Source organism: Pseudarthrobacter lactosi (assembly GCF_055412785.1).
Map to the genome: position 1 here is coordinate 1,963,410 of NZ_JBVAYS010000001.1, position 18,964 is coordinate 1,982,373.

At 65.6% G+C, this 18,964-nt stretch carries 17 protein-coding genes; 8 read left to right on the forward strand and 9 right to left on the reverse strand.

The genetic code is table 11. The features are described 5' to 3' along the window. Nucleotides 1-80: 80 nt before the first annotated feature. Nucleotides 81-953: a hypothetical protein gene (locus ACZY0Q_RS09085; protein ID WP_463915992.1), complete on the forward strand. Its 873-nt coding sequence runs from the start codon at nucleotides 81-83 to the stop codon at nucleotides 951-953. Further along, complete coding sequence (locus ACZY0Q_RS09090) at nucleotides 950-1,783, forward strand: HNH endonuclease signature motif containing protein (RefSeq protein ID WP_463915993.1); 834 nt, start codon at nucleotides 950-952, stop codon at nucleotides 1,781-1,783. The genes ACZY0Q_RS09085 and ACZY0Q_RS09090 overlap by 4 nt, the downstream gene beginning before the upstream one ends. Before the next feature lie 336 nt (nucleotides 1,784-2,119). On the opposite strand, the gene ACZY0Q_RS09095 is transcribed toward ACZY0Q_RS09090, so the two are convergent. The 3 genes from ACZY0Q_RS09095 to ACZY0Q_RS09105 all read right to left on the reverse strand — a co-directional run bounded on the left by ACZY0Q_RS09095 (nucleotide 2,120) and on the right by ACZY0Q_RS09105 (nucleotide 5,613). Beyond that, complete coding sequence (locus ACZY0Q_RS09095) at nucleotides 2,120-3,442, reverse strand: ABC transporter substrate-binding protein (protein WP_463916298.1); 1,323 nt, start codon at nucleotides 3,440-3,442, stop codon at nucleotides 2,120-2,122. A 286-nt stretch (nucleotides 3,443-3,728) separates the two neighbouring features. Next, nucleotides 3,729-4,679 carry a carbohydrate ABC transporter permease gene (locus tag ACZY0Q_RS09100; RefSeq protein WP_463915995.1) on the reverse strand — a complete coding sequence of 317 codons (951 nt, stop codon included), beginning with the start codon at nucleotides 4,677-4,679 and terminating at the stop codon, nucleotides 3,729-3,731. Continuing rightward, the gene (locus tag ACZY0Q_RS09105) at nucleotides 4,669-5,613 is read right to left on the reverse strand and encodes a carbohydrate ABC transporter permease (protein WP_463915996.1); all 945 of its coding nucleotides are present in this window, start codon (nucleotides 5,611-5,613) and stop codon (nucleotides 4,669-4,671) included. Before ACZY0Q_RS09105 ends, ACZY0Q_RS09100 begins: the two co-directional genes overlap by 11 nt. Before the next feature lie 343 nt (nucleotides 5,614-5,956). Between ACZY0Q_RS09105 and ACZY0Q_RS09110 the strand changes: the two genes are divergently transcribed. From ACZY0Q_RS09110 to ACZY0Q_RS09130, 5 genes are all read left to right on the forward strand, one after another. After that, on the forward strand, nucleotides 5,957-7,252 hold the full coding sequence (locus tag ACZY0Q_RS09110; protein ID WP_463915997.1) for an ABC transporter substrate-binding protein: 1,296 nt from the start codon (nucleotides 5,957-5,959) through the stop codon (nucleotides 7,250-7,252). Nucleotides 7,253-7,325: 73 nt separating this feature from the next. After that, complete coding sequence (locus ACZY0Q_RS09115) at nucleotides 7,326-8,474, forward strand: acetylxylan esterase (protein WP_463916300.1); 1,149 nt, start codon at nucleotides 7,326-7,328, stop codon at nucleotides 8,472-8,474. A 16-nt stretch (nucleotides 8,475-8,490) separates the two neighbouring features. Beyond that, nucleotides 8,491-10,587: a DUF6807 family protein gene (locus tag ACZY0Q_RS09120; RefSeq protein WP_463915998.1), complete on the forward strand. Its 2,097-nt coding sequence runs from the start codon at nucleotides 8,491-8,493 to the stop codon at nucleotides 10,585-10,587. Next, nucleotides 10,584-11,744 (forward strand): M24 family metallopeptidase, encoded by a 1,161-nt coding sequence (locus ACZY0Q_RS09125; protein WP_463916000.1) that lies wholly within the window; start codon nucleotides 10,584-10,586, stop codon nucleotides 11,742-11,744. The genes ACZY0Q_RS09120 and ACZY0Q_RS09125 overlap by 4 nt, the downstream gene beginning before the upstream one ends. 215 nt (nucleotides 11,745-11,959) lie before the next feature. After that, nucleotides 11,960-12,286 (forward strand): YegP family protein, encoded by a 327-nt coding sequence (locus ACZY0Q_RS09130; protein ID WP_463916001.1) that lies wholly within the window; start codon nucleotides 11,960-11,962, stop codon nucleotides 12,284-12,286. An 84-nt stretch (nucleotides 12,287-12,370) separates the two neighbouring features. On the opposite strand, the gene ACZY0Q_RS09135 is transcribed toward ACZY0Q_RS09130, so the two are convergent. Together ACZY0Q_RS09135 and ACZY0Q_RS09140 are read right to left on the reverse strand one after the other, a co-directional pair. Further along, nucleotides 12,371-12,814 carry an Hsp20/alpha crystallin family protein gene (locus ACZY0Q_RS09135; protein ID WP_463916003.1) on the reverse strand — a complete coding sequence of 148 codons (444 nt, stop codon included), beginning with the start codon at nucleotides 12,812-12,814 and terminating at the stop codon, nucleotides 12,371-12,373. Nucleotides 12,815-13,054: 240 nt separating this feature from the next. Next, entirely contained in the window at nucleotides 13,055-13,318 is a 264-nt protein-coding gene (locus ACZY0Q_RS09140) for a GlsB/YeaQ/YmgE family stress response membrane protein (RefSeq protein ID WP_463916005.1), read from the reverse strand. Nucleotides 13,319-13,470: 152 nt separating this feature from the next. On the opposite strand from ACZY0Q_RS09140, the gene ACZY0Q_RS09145 reads away from it, so the two are divergent. Then, a complete protein-coding gene (locus tag ACZY0Q_RS09145) occupies nucleotides 13,471-13,644 on the forward strand; it encodes a CsbD family protein (RefSeq protein WP_463916006.1) in 174 nt (57 codons plus the stop codon). Nucleotides 13,645-14,429: 785 nt separating this feature from the next. Here the strand turns inward: ACZY0Q_RS09145 and ACZY0Q_RS09150 are convergent. From ACZY0Q_RS09150 to ACZY0Q_RS09165, 4 genes are all read right to left on the reverse strand, one after another. Beyond that, nucleotides 14,430-15,881: an aldehyde dehydrogenase (NADP(+)) gene (locus tag ACZY0Q_RS09150; protein WP_463916008.1), complete on the reverse strand. Its 1,452-nt coding sequence runs from the start codon at nucleotides 15,879-15,881 to the stop codon at nucleotides 14,430-14,432. Between the two features lie 61 nt (nucleotides 15,882-15,942). Then, complete coding sequence (locus ACZY0Q_RS09155; RefSeq protein ID WP_463916009.1) at nucleotides 15,943-17,067, reverse strand: mandelate racemase/muconate lactonizing enzyme family protein; 1,125 nt, start codon at nucleotides 17,065-17,067, stop codon at nucleotides 15,943-15,945. Further along, on the reverse strand, nucleotides 17,067-17,972 hold the full coding sequence (locus tag ACZY0Q_RS09160; protein WP_463916010.1) for a 5-dehydro-4-deoxyglucarate dehydratase: 906 nt from the start codon (nucleotides 17,970-17,972) through the stop codon (nucleotides 17,067-17,069). The genes ACZY0Q_RS09155 and ACZY0Q_RS09160 overlap by 1 nt, the downstream gene beginning before the upstream one ends. Next, nucleotides 17,969-18,937, reverse strand: a complete 969-nt coding sequence (locus ACZY0Q_RS09165) for an NAD-dependent epimerase/dehydratase family protein (protein WP_463916011.1) — start codon at nucleotides 18,935-18,937, stop codon at nucleotides 17,969-17,971. Before ACZY0Q_RS09165 ends, ACZY0Q_RS09160 begins: the two co-directional genes overlap by 4 nt. Nucleotides 18,938-18,964: the final 27 nt, after the last annotated feature.

The following is an 18,964-nucleotide window of genomic DNA, read 5'->3' on the forward strand; positions in this document are numbered from 1 at the left end:
GGCCGGCTGCCTGATCCCGGTCTTTCCCACGCCCGGTACCACCTTCGCTGAATGTCGTACCCCCACGGCAGAGTAATCCTATGGAAGCTTTCGGGGATCAGCTTGCGGGGAACGGCGACGACGGCACCACCGCCGCCGTGCTGACGCGGCCGGGTTCACCTGCAGGGGGCGCTTCCAACACTGCGCTGTTCGACGGCAGCCAATGCGCCGTTCGACGCAGCCAAAATGTCACACCCTCACGGCAGAGTATTCCTATGGAAGCGTTGACGGAGCGGCTCGCGGGGCACGGCGGCGATTCCGCCGCGTACGGGCCGGTGAGCCTGGCGGCGGCGATCGCGATTGTCCGCACCGCCGTTGCTGCCGCTCCGGACCAACTGGCCATGGCTGACTACGTGGACGCAGCAGATTTCGCTGCCCATGCCGAAGAGCTCTCCCGACACGTGGACTACCTCCAGATCCTCTCCGCAGGCGCCGTGGACCGCACCCGAACCCGAGCCATCACCAACGCCGCGGCCACCCGGGCCACAAAGTCATGGACCACCGGCTGGGACGGCGTCGAAACCGTGAACGAAACCTACACGGACTGGCCCGCCTGCACTACCGCCGAAAGCACCACTGGCGCTGTTCCACGGTCCCCGGCGGACGACGGCTGCAAGAACACCGCCGAGTTCCTGCGGCTGCGGCTCAGGATCGGGCTCGGCGAAGCCAAACGCCGTCTCCACCTGGCTCACGCCATCCTGCCCGAAACCACCCTGACCGGCGACTCCATACGTCCAGCACTGGAACACCTCGCCGCGGCCTTCTCCTCCACCTCCAAGCCAGAAACCTGTACTGACGCCGACGCCGGCAACCCAGTCGAGTTCCCGGCAGGCTCCGGGCCCGTGGTCTCGTCCCGGACCATCTGGAAATCTTCGCCACCAGGGACCAATACGAACACTTCGCCACCATCATGAACGCCGCCACCAACCCTCGTACCCACCAACCCACCGGAGCAAACCCCGGCCAGGACACCGGCGTGTGGCAGGAGAACATGGTGGACCTGGACCGGCGCACCCGCAACCAGAAACAACTCGACGGCATCATCAGCGCCTTCAAAGCGGCCCTTACCACCAACCAACTGCCCACAGCCGGTGGAAACCGCCCCCAAATCATCGCCACCATCAACTACCAAGACCTCCTCCGCCACTTTCCCGCCTCGGGCCCCGGCGCAAACGCAGCCACCAAGGCGGGTAGGGGGGCCAGGCATCTACCTGAGACGGAACCCGGGAATGGATCTGGCACCGAGAGCGGGAATATGTTTGGGACTCCCCCCAGCAGTACCACTTCGGAAACGAGTGCAGGTTCGGGCAATTACATCTTCACCGGGCCCGTCGCAGCCACTACCGTCCGTAAACTCGCCTGCGACGCCGACATCATCCCCGTCCTCCTCGGCACCCATGGCGAGATCCTGGACCAAGGCCGCAAATCCCGGCTCTTCACCCCCGCGCAACGCCTCGCGCTCACCGCCCGAGACCAAGGCTGCTCTTTCCCCAATTGCACCATCCCGGCCCCCTGGTGCGAAGCCCATCACATCACCTACTGGTCACACCACGGCCCGACTAATGTAAGCAACGGAGCGCTCCTTTGCTCCCATCACCACCACCTGATCCACAAAGAACAATGGGCCATCCACACCCGCAACGGCACCCCCTGGTACACACCCCCACGCCACATCGACCCCACCCAAAAACCCCAACAAAACCATTACTTCAAACCACCGCCCCCACCACTCAAACGCGAATAGACAACACCGCAACGCAAATTAGTACCGCAACGCGAACGGGCTACAGTGGGGACGGCGCCGGATTTCCGGTGGGCACGTTATCTGCGCAACCAGTCAATATCAGTAGTGTTGCCGCCGCTGCGGTCCAACCGAATGCCTTCACGCTCTCCCCCATGAATTGAAGCGCTCCGAGTGGACCACGAGGACCGACACCCGTCCAGGACTCCTGGCTGCCGGGAAAGCCGGACCCAGGACACAGGACACAGACCTTAAACACCACAGTCCCGGCCGGAACCAAAGGTTCCAGCCGGGACTGTAGTGACCACTCGCCGTCGTACGCTCCTACGAGAGCGGAACTTAGCTGATCGCGGACTTCATTTCGTCGTGAGCCTTCTTGCCGGCCTCGTCAGTGGAGAGGCGGTTGAAGAGGACCTCGGAAGTGTAGCGCTTGACGATTTCCTGGATGGCGCCGGCGCCCTTCGGCGGCGGGGCCGGGGCCTCGCCGAGCTCATCCTTGATCTGGTCGATGAACTTGACCACCTTGATATCGGCAGGCGTCAGCTTTGGCGCAATGGCTGCACGGACGTCGGAGTTGGGGTAGACGCCGCGGTCTGCCAGGAGGGCCTCGCCAGCCTTGGTGTTGTTGGCCAGGAAGTTGATGAACTTGGCCGTTTCCACGGGGTGCTTGGTGCGCGATGAGGCCGACCAGAACTGGGATGCCTTGTACCAGAGCTTGGCGTCGGCAGCCTTGCCGGAGGTGGACGGGAAACGCAGGATCTGCAGTTCGCTTCCGGCAGCCTTCTCCAGCGCCGGCAACTGGTTGGACCACCAGAAGGCGAGCCCGTTCTTGCCCGTGGCCAGGCCACTCTGGTCAAGCGGTGCTGCCTCAGCTTCCACAACTTCTGATGCGGACGGCACAGCCTTCTTCTCGCTGAGCTGCTTCAGGAACGCCCACCAGTCGGCGATGTCGGAGGGCTCGAAGCCCAGCTTGCCGTCGGACGTGTACAGGGACTTGCGGTTCTGCCGGAGCCAGACTCCCAGCGAGGCCTCGTCCGTGCCGTATGCGGCAGAGCCGTACGTACCCTTCGGGGACTTCTCGGTGAGTTCGGCGGAGATGCGGCCGAAGTCTTCCCAGGTCCAGGTCTTGTCGTCGGGAAGTTCAACGCCTGCAGCCTTGAAGACCGCAGGGTTGGCCAGGATGGTGGCCGCGTTGATGCCGGCGGCGATGCCGGTCAGGCCGTCTTCGCTCTTGCCGGCGTTGAGGGCTGCTTCGTCCAGCTTTGACGTGTCGATCTCGTACTTGGAGAGGTCCAGCAGCGCACCGCGGGTTGAGTACTCCGTGATGTATTTTTCGTCCATCTGGATGATGTCCGGGGCGTCGTTGGCGGCGACCTGGGTGGCCAGCTTGTCCCAGTATCCGCTCCAGTCGCCATACTCCGGCTTGATTTTGATGTTGGGATTCTCGGCCTCGAAGGCGGCGATCGCGGACTGCGTCAGCTGGGCGCGTTTGTCGCTGCCCCACCAGGAGAAGCGCAGCTCAACGGGTCCGCCATCGCTCTGCGGGGTAGCGCCTCCGCCGCAGGCACTCAGGGCGAGCACGACGGCGGCTGCCGCGGCAACCACGCCCGTCTTGCGGAAACGGCGAGATGTGCCGGCGGATGGCGTCTCTGCCTTGCGGATCTTGGCATCTGACTCAGTGCGGTGAAAAAGCGCCACTGGGTACTCCGATCTTCATTGATCTGGCTATTGGGGAAAGTAAAACGAGAAAGCGTTTTCTTAAGTCTCATACTACAAGTAGATGACTTGTATTACAAGACGTCTTTTTGGCCGGTTTCCAGGCGCTGGGCCAGGAGCCACCGGGCCCGGCCCACGGCGGACGTTCGACCCGACCTGGCACCGCGGGAGACGCCAAATGGCCCGTCCTCGAGGGACGGGCCATTGGCTGGAGCAAGGTGCTTCGCTGGATCTACTTGATGCCCGTGGTGGCGATGCCCTTGATGAGGAACCGCTGGCCGAAGAGGAACACCAGGAACACCGGCAGGAGGGACACGATGGACATCGCGAAGAGCGATCCCCAACTGGTGGCTGACTGCGAATCCACGAAGGCGCGCAGCGCAACGGGAACGGTGAACATGTCCGGATCCGTCAGGTAGATCAGGGCCCCGAAGAAGTCGTTCCACGTCCAGATGAAGGTGAAGATGGTGGTGGTGGCCAGGGCCGGCACCATCAGGGGCAGGATCACCCGTAGGAAAATGCGCGGATGGCCGGCGCCGTCGATCCGTGCCGCTTCATCCAGGTCCTTCGGGATGCCGCGGATGAACTGGACCATCAGGAACACGAAGAACGCATCGGTGGCCAGCAGTTTGGGCACAATGAGCGGCCAGAAGGTGTTTACCCAGCCGATCTGCGAGAACAGGATGTACTGAGGCACGATCACCACGTGGAACGGCAGCATGATGGTCAGCAGCATGATGCCGAAGAACAGCTTCTTGCCCGTGAACTGGAGCCGCGCGAAGGCGTAGGCGGCCATAGAGCAGGAGATCAGGTTTCCCAAGATGGAGCCGATCACCACGATGGCTGAGTTGAGCATGTAGTGCCCGAACGGGTGCGTCAGCGCAGACCAGCCGTCCGTGTAGTTGCTCATCTCCAGGCTGTTGAGCCACAGGCCCGGCTCGCGGAAGATCAGCTCATTGGCCCGGAGAGAAGAGACCACCATCCACAGCAGAGGGTAGATCATGAGGCCGCCGGCGAGGATCAGGATGCCATGTTTGATCAAGGCCTTGGTGCGGGCAGCCCTGCTGAAAGCGAGCGTGCCGCGGGACTCGCGGCGCTTCGCGGCCTTGCGGTGGTTCGTAGGCTTACCGGCGCCGGCGGTGTTTTTGTCCGGGGCGGGCAGCGTCTCAAGCTTAGTCGTCATAGAACACCCAATACTTTGCAGCGATGAAGTTGATGGCGGTGAACACACCGATGATGACCAGCAGGAACCACGCCATTGCGGAGGCGTAGCCCATGTCGAACTGGCCAAAGCCCTTCTGGTACAGGTACAGCGTGAAGAACATCGTGGAGTCTGAAGGGCCGCCATTGCCGCCGGAAACGATGAACGCCTGTGTGAAGGACTGGAAGGATCCAATGATCTGGAGCACCAGGTTGAAGAAGATGATGGGGCTGAGCATGGGAAGCGTGATCCGCCAAAACTGCTGGAGCGTGCTGGCGCCGTCCACCTTCGCCGCCTCGTAGTACATCACCGGAATCTGGCGGAGGCCGGCCAGGAAGATGATCATCGGGGCGCCGAACGTCCACACGTGCAGCAGGACAATGGAACCCAGCGCGGTGCTCGGATCGGAAATCCAGCCGGGACCCTGAATGCCGAACATGGCCAGCGCCTGGTTGACCAAGCCGGTGGTGCCGAAGATCTGCTTCCACAGGATGGCAACAGCCACCGAACCGCCCAGCAGGGACGGCAGGTAGAAGACGGAGCGGTAGAACGGCAGTCCGCGCAGACCCTTGTCCAGCACCAGTGCGATCAGCAGCGCAACACCGAGCTGCAGGGGGACGCCCACAAAGACGTAGGTGAACGTTACGCCCAGCGAGTTGTGCAGCCGGGCGTCGCCGAACATCCGGATGAAGTTGTCCAGCCCCACCCATTCCGGCGGCTGGAGCAGGTTGTAGTCGGTGAAGGACAGGTACAGGGACATCAGCATCGGACCGACGGTGATGGCAACAAGGCCCACCAGCCACGGCAACAGGAAGATATAGGCTGCCTTATTGTCCCGTCCGTTGGCTTTTTTCTCCGCTGCCGTCATGGGGCCTTTGCGGCGCTTGAGGGTGCTCAGTTCGCTGATGGCACTCATTGCGGCAACTCCGTTTCACGCAGCAGACCCGCTGCAGCCGGCATTCCTGCCGGGCACGGCGTCCTGGGTATATGTCTAGCGGCCATGTGGCCTCCTTTGGTCATCGTGGCCCTCCACATCTGGGTCGATCGCACTGGGCGATCAATATTTGCACCGTCTCCGGCGGCGGACTCACTTAGTGCAGCTGTCCGGATCCGGCCTCCGTCACGCGGGACGTTGAAAGCGGCTCCGTACCAAAGTAAACGGTTTCTTGACTCCTGTATAGCCCTTTGTTAGTTTTTGAGAAAGCGTTTTCTGTACTCGGAGAACACTATCGGTACTTCAACACCTGAGGGGCACAACAATGAAGTTCGGTCTCACCAAGTCTTCACTGCGCATCGCCGGCGCATCGGCGGCGCTGGCCTTGGTTCTCACTGGCTGCGGCGCAGGCCAGCAAACAGCCAAAGTGGGGACGGCAGAGGATCCGGTCACCCTCAGATTCGCCTGGTGGGGAAATGACTCACGCGCCAAGACAACGCTGGAAGTCATCAAGGATTTTGAAGCCGCCAACCCCACCATCAAGGTCCAAGGCGAGAACACCGAGTTCAGCTCATACTGGGACAAGATGGCCACCCAGATCGCAGGCGGCACCACTCCGGATGTCATCGCCATGAGCGGTTCCTACCCCAGCGAATACTCCAGCCGCGGCGTCCTGCTGGACCTGGACAAGGTCAAGGACCAGCTGGACACGTCCAAGTTCGCCGACGGAACCGTGGATCTGGGCAAGATCGACGGCACGCAGTACACCATCACCGCCGGAGTGAACTCCATGTCCATGGTCATTGATCCCGTGGTCTTCGAAAAAGCCGGCGTGAAACTCCCGGACGATGAAACCTGGACCTGGGACGACTTTGCGGACATCGCCGCGGAGATCTCGAAGAAGTCCCCGCAGGGAACTTTCGGCACCACCCCCATGGCCAATGACTCTTTCCTTGCCGTCTGGGCGCGCCAGAACGGCGAAGACCTCTACACCGACGACGGCAAGAAGTTGGGCATCAGCGAGGACAACCTGGCCCGCTGGTTCGAGCTGAACAAAAAGCTGATGGAATCCGGCGGAGCGCCCTCGGCGTCGCAGACCGTGGAGGACGGTTCCGCCCAGCCGGAACTGACCCTGATGGGCCAAGGCAAGCAGGCAATGAAGATTTCCTGGAGCAACCAGATGACGTCCTACTCCGGCTCGCCGCTGGTCATGATGAAACTGCCGGGCGAGAGCAAGGAACCGGGCTCCTGGCTGCGTTCCTCCATGGAGTACGCCATCTCATCCAAGTCTTCCAACCCCAAGGAAGCCGCCCTCTTCATCAACTACCTGGTGAACAACATGGACGCTGCCACCAAGATCAAGAGCGACCGTGGCATGCCTGCCAACACGGAACTGAAGGCGGGGATCACCCCGCTTCTGAAGGACACACAGAAGAAGGAAGCCGCCTACCTGGACAGGGTCGCCGAGCTTAAGATCGAAGCGCCCAAGCCTTTCCCCGCCGGATCGTCCGCCACGCTGGAGGTCTTGAACCGATACAACACGGATGTCCTCTTCGGTAAGATCTCGCCGCAGGACGCTGCCAAGGGTATGACTTCCGAGGTCAACCAGAACCTGGGCTGACCCGCAGCCATCCCGGACCCCCAGACCATCCCTCCAAACAACAGGCAGGCCAGTGAGTACAGAAAAGCAGGCTATGCGGCCTAGCGCCATCGCCGGGTTTGAAGACTGGCCTGCCTACGTCCGTGACCGGCCTCGGTACCATGCGGCCACCCCGGCGGCACAGGAACTTTCGGACGCCCTGGGCGTTCCGGCAGTTGATCCCCCGGCGGACGTCACCGTCCACTGGGAGGAAACGCACGACGGCGTCACCACCTCCCAGCTCTGCTGGCAGTTGGGCTTCGGCCCCCGCACCACCGGCTGGCTGATGCGGCCGGCCGGCAGTTCCGGGCCGCTGCCGGGCGTGCTCGCCCTGCACTGTCACGGGGGAAACAAGTACGGCGGAGCGGACCGGCTGGTCACGCTTCCTGAGCCCCACCCTTCTGCGGCGGAAGCCCGTGCCGGGCACTACGGTGGGCGCGCGCTGGCTACGGATATTGCTCGCCAGGGCTTCGCTGTCCTGGCCCACGACGCCTTTGCTTGGGGCAGCAGGCGCTTCGATCTGTCCACCCCGCCGTGGCGGACGGAATCCGCACTTGAAGCGAGGAAGTCACAATGGCGGGAGGCCGTCGTCGTACCTTCCGACGCCGAACTGTACAACGCCGCCGCGGGGATCCACGAGGACACCGTGGCCAAGGCCGCCGGCCTGCTGGGCACCAGCCTGGCGGGCATGGTGGCCCACGATGACCTGGCCGCCCTGGAGATCCTTGCCGGCCTGCCCCGGGTGGATGCGGAGCGGTTGGGTTGCATCGGGTTTTCCGGTGGCGGCGGGCGGGCGCTGGCACTGTCAGTCCTCAGCCCGCGGATCCGGAACTACGTGGTCACCTGCATGATGACCACGTTCCAGTCACTGCTGCCTGCCTACCTGGATGCCCATTCCTGGCTGCTCCAGACCCCGGGCCTCTGGAAGCTGGGTGACTGGCCGGAACTGCCCGGCAGATCCGGCGCCGAGGGATTCCTGGTGCAGTACGCGCTGGCCGATGAACTGTTCCCCGAAAAAGGGATGCGCGAGGCACACCGGATCCTGGAGTCCCTGCACCCGGCCAACTCCTACACCGGGAGTTTCTGGCCGGGCGGGCACGTCTTCACCGCGGAGATGCAGAATGAAGCCATCAGCTACCTGTCCAGGACCCTGGGCGCAGCGGGAACCGCTGCCCACAACCTTTCGCCCCTGCCGACCCCTTAGCCACCGAGGACCCCAGATGATTCAGCAATCCGCGCCCGCTAGCCCTGCAACGGCTGGTGCCGGCCCCGCTCCGGCAGCCCTTCCGCGCGTAGCCCTCGTGGGGGTGCACGGCTTTGGCGAACGGCACCTGGCCAATCTCGCCAGACTCGAGGAAACCGGGGCCCTGCACCTCGTGGCGGTAGCCGACCCCAACCCGCCGGCAACCGGCGCGCTCGGCGAGTCTGTGGCGGTCTTCAACACCCTGGACCAGTTGCTGGCAGCCGGGCCGGTTCCGGACGTGGTTATCCTGGCCACTCCCATCCAGACGCACGCTCCTCTGGCGCTCGCTGCGCTGGCGGCCGGTGCCGACGTGTACACGGAGAAGCCTCCGGTGGCCTCCATGGCCCAGTTCCAGGACGTGCTGGCGGCCGCCGAATCGGCCGGCAGGCTTGTCCAGGTGGGCTTCCAGAGCCTGGGCTCGCTGGCCCTGCCGGAAATCCGGAACACCGTCGCGGCCGGCGGCATTGGAGATGTGCTGGGACTCAGCGCCACCGGCATGTGGCTCCGGACCAGGGGCTACTTCAAGCGCTCACGGTGGGCCGGCAAACGCAGCCTGGACGGCGTCGACGTGGTGGACGGCGTGGCCACCAATGCCTTGGCGCACGCCGTGGCCACCGCCCTGAACATGGCCGGCGCCCACACGGTGGCCGACGTCGACTCCGTGGAGACGGATCTTTACCGCGCCCACGACACCCAGAGCGATGACACCTCGGTGATCCGGGTACGCACCGCTGCCGGGACCACCCTGTTGTGCGCGCTCACCCTGTGCGCCCCCGAACAGCAGCGGCCCTCCGTCACGGTCCACGGGACGAAAGGGGACATCACGTTCTTCTACACCGAGGACGAACTCGTCACCACCACGGCGGACGGGGAGCGTCGGGAGACGTTCGGCCGGACCGACCTGCTGGAGAACCTGCTCGCTGCCCGCGCGGCCGGCACTCCCCTGCTCAGTTCATTGCCGGATGCCGGCGCCTTTATGTGTGTGCTGGAAGCGATCCGCACCGCCCCCTCACCCCGCGAGATCGACGCCGGCCATGTCAGCTGGGAGGGCGACGGCGATGATGCACACCCGGTGGTCCACGGCATTGCCGCGCTGATCGAACGCGCCGCCAAAGCGCAGGCTACCTTTGCCGAGCTCGGTGTCCCCTGGGCCCGCGACCTGCCGCCGGTCCGGACCTTCGACGTTGCCGGGCATCCCGTGGCGGACTACCAGGACGGCAGCCGCATCCGCGCAGTGTCCTCTCCCCGCCCGTACCTGCACCCTGTCCGCACCCTGGCCGGGACCGTTGTGACGGACCACCAGCCGCTGGACCACGTGTGGCACCTGGGCGTGGGTGTGGCGCTCCAGGATGTGGACGGTGTCAACTTCTGGGGCGGGCGCACCTACACCCGGGCCGCTGGCGCGTACGTCTGGCGCCCGGACCACGGCAGCATCGTCCGGACCGGCGAACCGACTTTCGGCGAACCGTCGGAACAGGATGGCGGGCTGACCGAGAACCTCTCCTGGAACGGGCCCGACGGCGTTCCCGTCCTGACCGAGCAGCGCACCTGGACGTGGGCCGCCGTCGGACCTTCCGCCTGGCGCCTCACGCTCGACTTTGCGCTCTCCCCCGCCGGCAACCAGCCCGTGTGCCTGGGCAGCCCGGGTTCCAACGGCCGCCTTGGCGGCGGCTACGGCGGGTTCTTCTGGCGCCTTCCGGAATGTTCCGGGGCGAGGGTCTGGACCCCTTCGGGGGCGGGTGAGTCCGCCGTGCACGGGAGTGTCACGCCGTGGCTCGCCTGGTCGGGCGGGTTCACGGCGGGAACGTTCGACGGCGGCACTCACCAAAGCGGGGCCCGTCCAGACGGCGGCGCCGCCACGCTGGTGTTCATCGCCGCGGCGGATTCAATGGACCCGTGGTTCGTCCGGGCAGACGGATATCCGGGAGTCGGCCAGTCTCTGGCCTGGGATGCGCCGGTCATCGCCGAACCCGGCATTCCGGTGCGCCGCAGCGTGATCGTGCTTATCGTCGACGGGATGTTGGGCACGGAAGACATCGAGACATTGATCAATACACAGGGGGACAACTCATGAGCCAGACAACCACCGCCGCTGCACCGCCGTCGCAGCTGACTGACGCCGCGACTTCCGCGGACCGGGGCCAGCGTATGCCGCCCGCCTCGACCGCGGACCGTGCCATCAAGCGGCGCCGCATCCTGGACATTCTCGATGCCAGGAGGCAGGACTCGCTGCTGCTGACCAGCCACACGGCGCTGGCCTGGTACCTGGACGGCAGCCGCATCCACATCAGCCTGGCCGGCGACCCCATCGCGGCGCTGCTGGTGGACCGGGACGGCGACCACCTGGTGGCGTTCAACAACGAGGCCGGGAGGATTGCGGCCGAGGAGCTCCCGGCCGGGGTCTCGCTGCACACCGTGCCCTGGTACGGGAACCTGCACGAGGCTGCCGCCGCCGTCGGCCATTCATCCGGAGGGGACGCCGGCACCCCGCTGGCCGAGGCCTCGGTGGCCACCGAACTGAGGGCTGCCCGGCAGCAGCTGCTGCCCGGCGAGAGCACCCGCTACGCCCACCTCAGCGCGGAGCTGGCCGGTATCATGACCGACGTGCTGTCCACTGCCCGGCCGGACACCACGGAATTCGAACTGGTATCCGCCCTGGCCGGCCGCGTGGTTGGCGCGGGGGCGGAGCCGCTGGTACTCCTGTGCAACGGCAGCTCCCGGAGCGACTTCCGCCACCCGCTGGCCACGCACGCACCCCTCGGCCGCCGCGCGATGGCCGTGGTGTGCGCCCGCCGGGATGGATTGGTTGCCAACATCACCCGCTGGATAAGGTTCGACGCCGGCACCCCCGAGGAGCTCGACGCCGAGGCCCGGATCGCGGCCGTTGAGGCGGACATCTTCGACGCAACAGTCCCCGGTGCCCGGCTGGACCACGTTTTCGGCGAGATCAAAGCGGCTTACGTCCGCCACGGTTTCGGCGCGGATCAGTGGGAGCAGCACCATCAGGGCGGACCGGCGGGCTATGCGGGACGGGATCCGCGCGTTACCGCGGCGGCCACCGATGCCGTGGTGCTCAACCAGCCGTTCACCTGGAACCCGTCGGGACCGGGAGTGAAGATCGAGGATACGGTCCAGCTCACCGAGTCCGGCATAAAGGTCCTGACCGTGGATGACCGCTGGCCCGCTGCTACGGTGAACGGCCTCCAACGGCCTGTCACGCTCGAACTGTAGGCCCAGCCGGGGCCCGCGCAGGGCGGTTGGTGAAGGAGTTGCCTGTTGGGTCTTGTGGGCACAGGCTGTCGTGAGCGAGACTCATTGAGCACGCAATGAACTCGTCATGTGGATTGCAGGACAAAACCAGCGGGAAGGGGACGCAAGGGCGCGTCCGTTTCTGCTCCGTGGCAACGACGCCGCGGGGCAGATCCCGCAGACCGGGAGGATTTGCTATGGCCGGAATGTTCGAACTGTTCGTTGACGCGGAGTCGTATTTCAGGTTCCGTCTGACTGCGCCGGATGGCACCGTGATGGCAGTGTCCAAGGCTTTTGACAACAAGACCGCAGCTGTTGCCGGTATCGCCGCTGTTCGTGAGTACGCCGGTATGGGACTGATTGCCGATGTTTCCCCGACGGAAAGGCGGGCCACGCCGCCGGAGGCACATGATGTCACTGTTCAGGTTCGTGAGGTCCGGCGCATCCCGACGGCCGATCTGCACGCTCGTTCCAGGGAAATCCACCGGACCAGCAGCGAACGTCGATGGGCCGGCGCAGTCTGAACGGCACAGTCTGAACGGCACAGGGCTGCCTCTGCGAAGAGCCGATTCATTCGTTCGCCGACTACCGACCACGGCATGGAGATTTCAGACGTCGTAGGTGGGTGCATCGGGTGACTGGTTGCCACCGCGGGTGACGTGGACTTTCGTGGCGGATGTTCCGGATTTCTCCGGTAGCTGGACGCGGATTTCGAGGACGCCGTCGATGTAGCTGGCCTCGACAGTGTCAGGGTTGGGCCCACGGGGTATCGGGACGTTGCGCGAAAATTCGCCGTAGCGCAACTCGCTCCGGTAGCCCGGCTGATTTTTGCTGGCCGGCTCTGCGCGGCGGGCCGTAATCTGCAAGGTGTCCTCTGAGACGTTGATGTTGATGTCAGTGTCGGGGTCGATGCCGGGGAGGTCGGTTCTGACGACCAAGGTGTTTCCGTCCCGGAATTCCTCGATTCGCAGCCAATCGTCCGTCTCACCCTGAAGGAAGCGCCGGACTGGTTCGGGCACGTCGATGCCACTGCGGCGGAAGAAGTTTTCCATGTCTTTCTCCTTGCTGAAATTGCCAGTGCCGGCCCGAGGAAGTGACGGTGTCTGCCTCGTCCTCGGCCTAGGTAGTACGGCCCCAGCCCGGCCTGGAACGGTGTCGGCCGCCAAACCGGGACGTGGCCGCAGACATAGGTCCCGTCCGGGACGGAAAGCCGCCGCCGACCGCGGACGGACGCGGTCGGCGGCCCCGGACAATAAGGAAGGGAGGTGAACCCGACCATGAAGCGACCGGCGTCAGACGCGGCTCCTGCGGGTCACGGCACCGAAGATCCCCAGCACGATCACGGCGCCAAGAATGGCCAGCAGCCAGGTCCTGAGGTCAAAAAAGTCGGCTAGGCCTCCGCCGAAGATCAGTGAGCCGATCCATCCGCCAAGGATCGCCCCGACGACGCCCAGAACCAGGGTGACCAGCCAGCCCCCGCCCTGCCGGCCTGGCAGTATGGCTTTGGCGATGGCTCCCGCAATCAGGCCGAGCAGAAGAAATCCGAGAATTCCCATGACGCACATCCTTCCAAAGGACCATCAGCGTCGGAATGACGCTATGTGCATGATTTAATCAGCATGCTTATCAACTGGCAAGGATCATTTTACGATGGAGGGGTGAGCCGCGGGCGGATCGCCGGCGGCAACCAACCAGAGGAAGTGACACTGTGGGTTTGGATGACAAGATCAAAAACACCGCCGAGAAACTAAGCGGCAAGGGCAAGGAAGCCGCCGGAGAAGCCAAAGGCGATCCGGGCCTGAAAGCCGAAGGCCAGGGCGACCAGGCCAAAGCTGATCTCAAGCAGGCCGGCGAGAAGGTCAAGGACGCCTTCAAGCACTGATCCGGCCATGAGAAAAGGGAAGGGCGCAGCCCGCACGCGGGTTGCACCCTTCCTGCCTGAACATATCGGGCAGCGGCACAGGAGTGAACGGGGCGACACCTGGCGCTGTGTCCGGGCTCAATAACTGGAGTCTGACGTAGGCGTCAACCCGCTGGAAGAGAAGGAATCGAGTCGGCCAGATGGCACCCGATCGACGGCGCGCTGCGACCATCATCCGGTACATGAAGGGGCCGACGGCGGCTGGGGGGGTGCGAACGGTCTCAGGCCCGCACCACTCACCGCCGGCCCCGGTCTTCACGGTAGGCGACCGCCCGCGGCGCGCAAACGAGTAGTGGGTACCTCTATTTGGCGTGCAGGGCTACCCGCCGAGGCGGGCGCGCCCGCGGCGCCCCTTCGCGTTGGCGACTGCCATTACCTCACGGGTGCGCATCCGGTTCAGGACCGCTCAAACTCGGCCACCATTCCCAAGACGTTGGAATGGAAGGTGACAGCTCCACATCACCGCCGCACACCTCGCCTTCGGTTTTGACAACCCCGCCGTCGACAAAGCCGTGCTTTCGAACAGTACTGGCCCCGGCTCCGCACCGATCAAGCAAGCTGCGGCTCACGTCGAATAGACGGCCGCTGCGTCCGATTAGCGGTTTCAGCGGGTCGGCCGGCAGAAGCGGTTCACGAGGTTGCCATCAGGATCACGGAGACAGGTGCGGGCCCTGCGGCACCCATCCTCCGAATACTGGGTATCCGGCGCCCTTTGTGACAGCACCCCAAGCGTGAAGTCTGAACAGTTACGGAAGAACCAGCTCGCCGTCCACGCGGCGCGGGATGCCCAGGGGGTTGCCTTCGCGCAGTGCCGGGTGCAGGACGGTTTCCGGAGCGGCCTGGTAGGCGACAGGGCGCTGGAAGCGGCGGACCGCCGTCGCGCCTACCGAGGTGAACAAGGACGTGGTGGCCGGGTACGGGCCGCCGTGCTGCTGCGCCCAGTTCACCGCGACACCGGTAGGCCAACCGTCGAAGAGGACCCGGCCGGCGAGGCCGGACAGCTGCTCCACGAGGTCCGTAACGTCCTCCCCCAGCTGGGCATGCACGGTGGCCGTCAGGCTACCGGGGACCTTGGCCAGGACAGCGAAGAGCTCATCCTGGTCGGCGTATTCAATCAGCATCGTAGTAGGGCCAAAGCACTCCTCCAGGAGCTCCTCCGGCCGCTCCAGGGCGTTCGCGGCGGAGGTGGAGAACACCACGGGCGCGGCGCCGTTGAGGGTGGCGTCCTGGTCCGCCGAACCGCTCACGATTCTCACGTCGGGCAGCGAAGCCACGCTGCGCAGGCCCTCCGGGTAGGCATCCGAGATCCGGGTGGTGAGCATGGCCGCCGTCGGCTTGTCCTTGCTGGCCTCAGCCAGTTCCGCGGCGAATCCTGTGCCCGCCGGGATGAAGACCAGGCCAGGCTTGGTGCAGAACTGGCCGGCGCCCATGGTGAACGAGGCTGCAAGTCCCGCCGCGAGCTGGCCGGACCGCTCGGCCAGCGCGGCCGCGGTGATGACCACCGGGTTGAGGCTGCCCAGCTCGCCGTAGAACGGGATGGGATCGGGACGGGAAACCGCGAGGTCAAACAGCGCCCGACCGCCGGGGATGGACCCGGTGAAGCCCACGGCCTTGATGGCGGGATCCTGCACGAGGGCAGTGCCTACCTCGCGGCCTGCCACAAGCGCGAACAGACCTTCCGGGGCTCCGGCGGAACGCAGGGCTTCGGTGACCACCTCGGCCGTCCGTTCGGACAATTTCAGGTGGCCCGAGTGCGCCTTGACGATCACCGAGGAGCCCACAGCCAGCGCCGACGCGGTGTCGCCGCCTGCCACTGAAAACGCGAACGGGAAGTTGGAGGCCGAGAAAACGGCCACCGGCCCGATGGGACGCAGGATGCGGCGCAGGTCCGGCTTGGGCGGGGCAGCGGAGGAGTCCGCGTGGTCAATCACCGCTTCAAGGTAGGAGCCTTCGGTAATCACTCGGGCGAACAGCCGAAGCTGCCCGGAGGTGCGGGCCACCTCGCCGGTCAGGCGGATGGTCCCGAGGCTGGTCTCCGAATCGGCGATCTCCACCAGTTCGGTGACGTTGGCGTCCAGTGCATCGGCGACGGCGGTGAGCCAGCCTGCGCGTTCGGCGTCCGACGCTGCGGCCGCGATGGCGGCGGCCCGGGTGGCGGCGGCCGTGAGCTCGGAAAGTGAAAGGGTTGCAGTTGTCACTGGAGGTACCTGATTTTCGTCGGGAGTGATGGTGTCTGCGGTTAGTCGTGATGGCAAGCTGTCAGCCCTGTGTGGGTCCGGCTGAGGGTGCGTCCGTGAACCGGAAGCCCAGTCCGGGCTGGCCCGTGAGGGTCAGGCGGCTGTTGCTGAAACGGACAGGCGACGGCCCGGCCAGGATGCCCAGCTGCTCGAAGGACGCGTCCTCCACGTCCTCCACCAGGGTGGGCTCCGCCAGCGTGAGGGCCAGCTGCCCGGACAGCTCCGGCAGCAGGTGCGGCATCACACGGATGCTGTTGGTCCGCGCCAGCTCCACGATCCGCCGGAACGGCGTGATGCCGCCTACCCGGATGATGTTGGGCTGGATGATGTCCACCGCTTCGGCCTCAATGAAGTCGCGGAACCGGTAGATGGTGTGCAGGTTTTCGCCCAGGGCGATGGGCACAGGTGAATGCTTCCGCAGCCTGCGGTAGGCCCAGAGGTCGTCCGCACGGATGGGCTCTTCGAGCCACTCCAGCCCGTACTCTGCCAGAACGTCCAAGGCCTTGAAAGTGGCGGGCAGGTCCCAGCGCTGGTTGGCGTCGATCATCAGCTTGCGGTCCGGGCCGAGCACGGACCGGACGGCCGCGACGCGCTCGGCGTCCTCACGGATATCGGGCTTGCCCACCTTGATCTTGACTGCCTTGTGCCCGGCGGCGACCCAGCGTTCGGTCTGGGCCACCAGCTCCTCCAGCGTGTAGTGCAGGTTCACGCCGGAACCGTACACCTCCGCGGACTCCTGCCGCTGGCCCAGCATGCCCGTGACTGAAGTATCGGCGCGGCGGGCCTGGAGGTCCCAGAGGGCGAGGTCGACGCCGGCCATCGCGATGGTGGTCAGTCCCCCACCGCCGGCCTCATGCAGCCGTTTCCACAACGCGTCCCACACCGTCTCGGGGTTGGCAGGCAGCCCCGAGACGAAAGGCGCGATGTCGTAGTCGAGGAGGGCCTTGACGGCCTGCGGGCCGATGGTGGGCGTCCAGGAAAAACCGTGCCCAGCGCCGCCGTCGTCCGTCTGGATTTCCGTGACAATCACGTGGTTTTCCGGTGCCTCCGCGCCCCAGCTGCGGCGCAGCGGGACGGTCAGGAGCCGGGTGGTCAGGCCGATGATAACCGGCGCGGTCCGGACGGAATCGAGCGCGGGCGCACTCATCAGCGGCCGGCCAGCTCGTAGCCCTTGGCCAGGATGGACTTCAGCTGGAGCAGCTGGTCCTCGGTGGGGTCCACCAGCGGCGGCCGGACCGGGCCGACGGGAAGGCCGCCCAGCCGCAGGCCGGCCTTGATGAGCGAGACGCCGAAGCCGGGGGTCTGGTCCCGAAGCCGCACCAGCGGAGCGTAGAAACCCTCCAGCAGGGCGTTGCGGCGGTCCTCATCGCCGGAGACATAGGCGTCGTAATACGCCTTGGCGATCTCCGGTGCCATGGCGAACGCCGCCGAGGAGTAGAGCGGAATGCCGAGGCCCCGGTAGGCGCCCTGGGTCAGTTCGGCGGTCAGGAGTCCGTTGAAGAAGGCGAAGTCCTCGCGTCCCGTGGCGCGGACCGCGGACACGATCTCCTGGGCCAGGCCAACATCGCCCAGCCCGTCCTTGAAGCCGATCACCTTCGGGTTGGCGGCGAGGCGGACCATGGCCGCGGCGGTGAATTTGGCGTTGCCGCGGTGGTACACGATCACCGGCAGGCTGCTGGCGTCGGCCACCGCCTCGATGTACGCCACCAGGCCGTCGGTGGGTCCGGTGACCAGGTACGGCGGCAGGACCAGGAGTGCGTCGGCGCCGGCTTCCTCGGCAACCCGGGCGGCGGCAAGGGCATGCCCCAGCGGACCGCCGGCGCCGGCCACCACCGGCACCTTGCCGGCCACAACCTCGACGGCGGCGGTCACCACGGTGCGCACCTCGTCGATGCTCAGGGCATGGAACTCGCCGGTGCCGCAGGCAGGAAACACGCCGCCGGGTCCGAACGGCAGCCGCGAGCCGATGTGCTCCTTGAGGAGCTCCACGTCAACGGTGCCTTCCGGCGTGAACGGGGTGACGGGAAAGAACAAAACGCCGTCGAATTTCATGATGTCTCCTTGGCACCGCTGCCGGCGCTTACCAGCCGGGCGGATGTCTCGTCGTTGAGGGTGGTTGCTGTCTTCAGTTCGGTCCGCCAGCTGCGCTTCGGTTCCCAGCCCAGTAGTTGACGGGCCTTCGCGATGGAGAAGGCGGGGCTGGCGCCGGTCAGGCCGGCCGCGAGGGCCTCGCTTCCCGGCAGGAATCGGGGCATCAGTTCTGCCAGCGGTGCGGTGGCCAGGGCGTCCGCGGCTCCGACGAAGAAGGTTTCGCCGTTCGGGATGGTGTCCATTTTCTGCAGGAGCACGTCCAGGAAGTCGGCCACATCACGGGCGTCCACGTAGTTGAACAGCGCGGGCGCGGACAGGGCAGGATCGGCCAGGCGTTCGGCCAGGGTGTGGCCCTGCTGCGTGGGCGCGCCCTCCCATTCCTCCGGTGAGATGACGTAGCACGGGCGGAAGGCGGCGTAGCGGATCTTCTCCCCCTGCGCCGCGGCAAACATCGCCACTGTCTGCTCGGCGATCAGCTTGGACAGCGCGTAGGCGTTCCAGGGCTTCGGCGTGCTGTGTTCATCCAGTGGGAAGCTGTCCGGCAGCCACCCGGCCGGCGACCCGTAACCCAGCACCGTGGGGCTGCTGGCCGTGACGATCTTGCCGATCCCCAGTTCCGTGGCCGCGCTGATGACAGCAAAGGCCATGCGGGTGTTGGTGGCGAAGATGACGTCCTCCGGCGCGCTGAACGGCACAGCGATCGCGGCGAGGTGGATGACGGCGTCGGGCTGCGTTTCGCGGAGGAGGCGCAACGCCTCCCCCGGGGCCAGCAGATCGCCCGTTTCCTGCACAACACCGGCGGGCAGCTGGTCCGCCGGGATGGCGTCGCGGTCCACCGAGATGACCTCGTGGCCCGCCTCGGCGAGCCCGGCCACAACGCTGCGCCCCAGGCGGCCGGAGCCGCCGGTGACAAAGATCCTGCTCATGTTGGTTCCTTTTGGATTTCGGGCGGA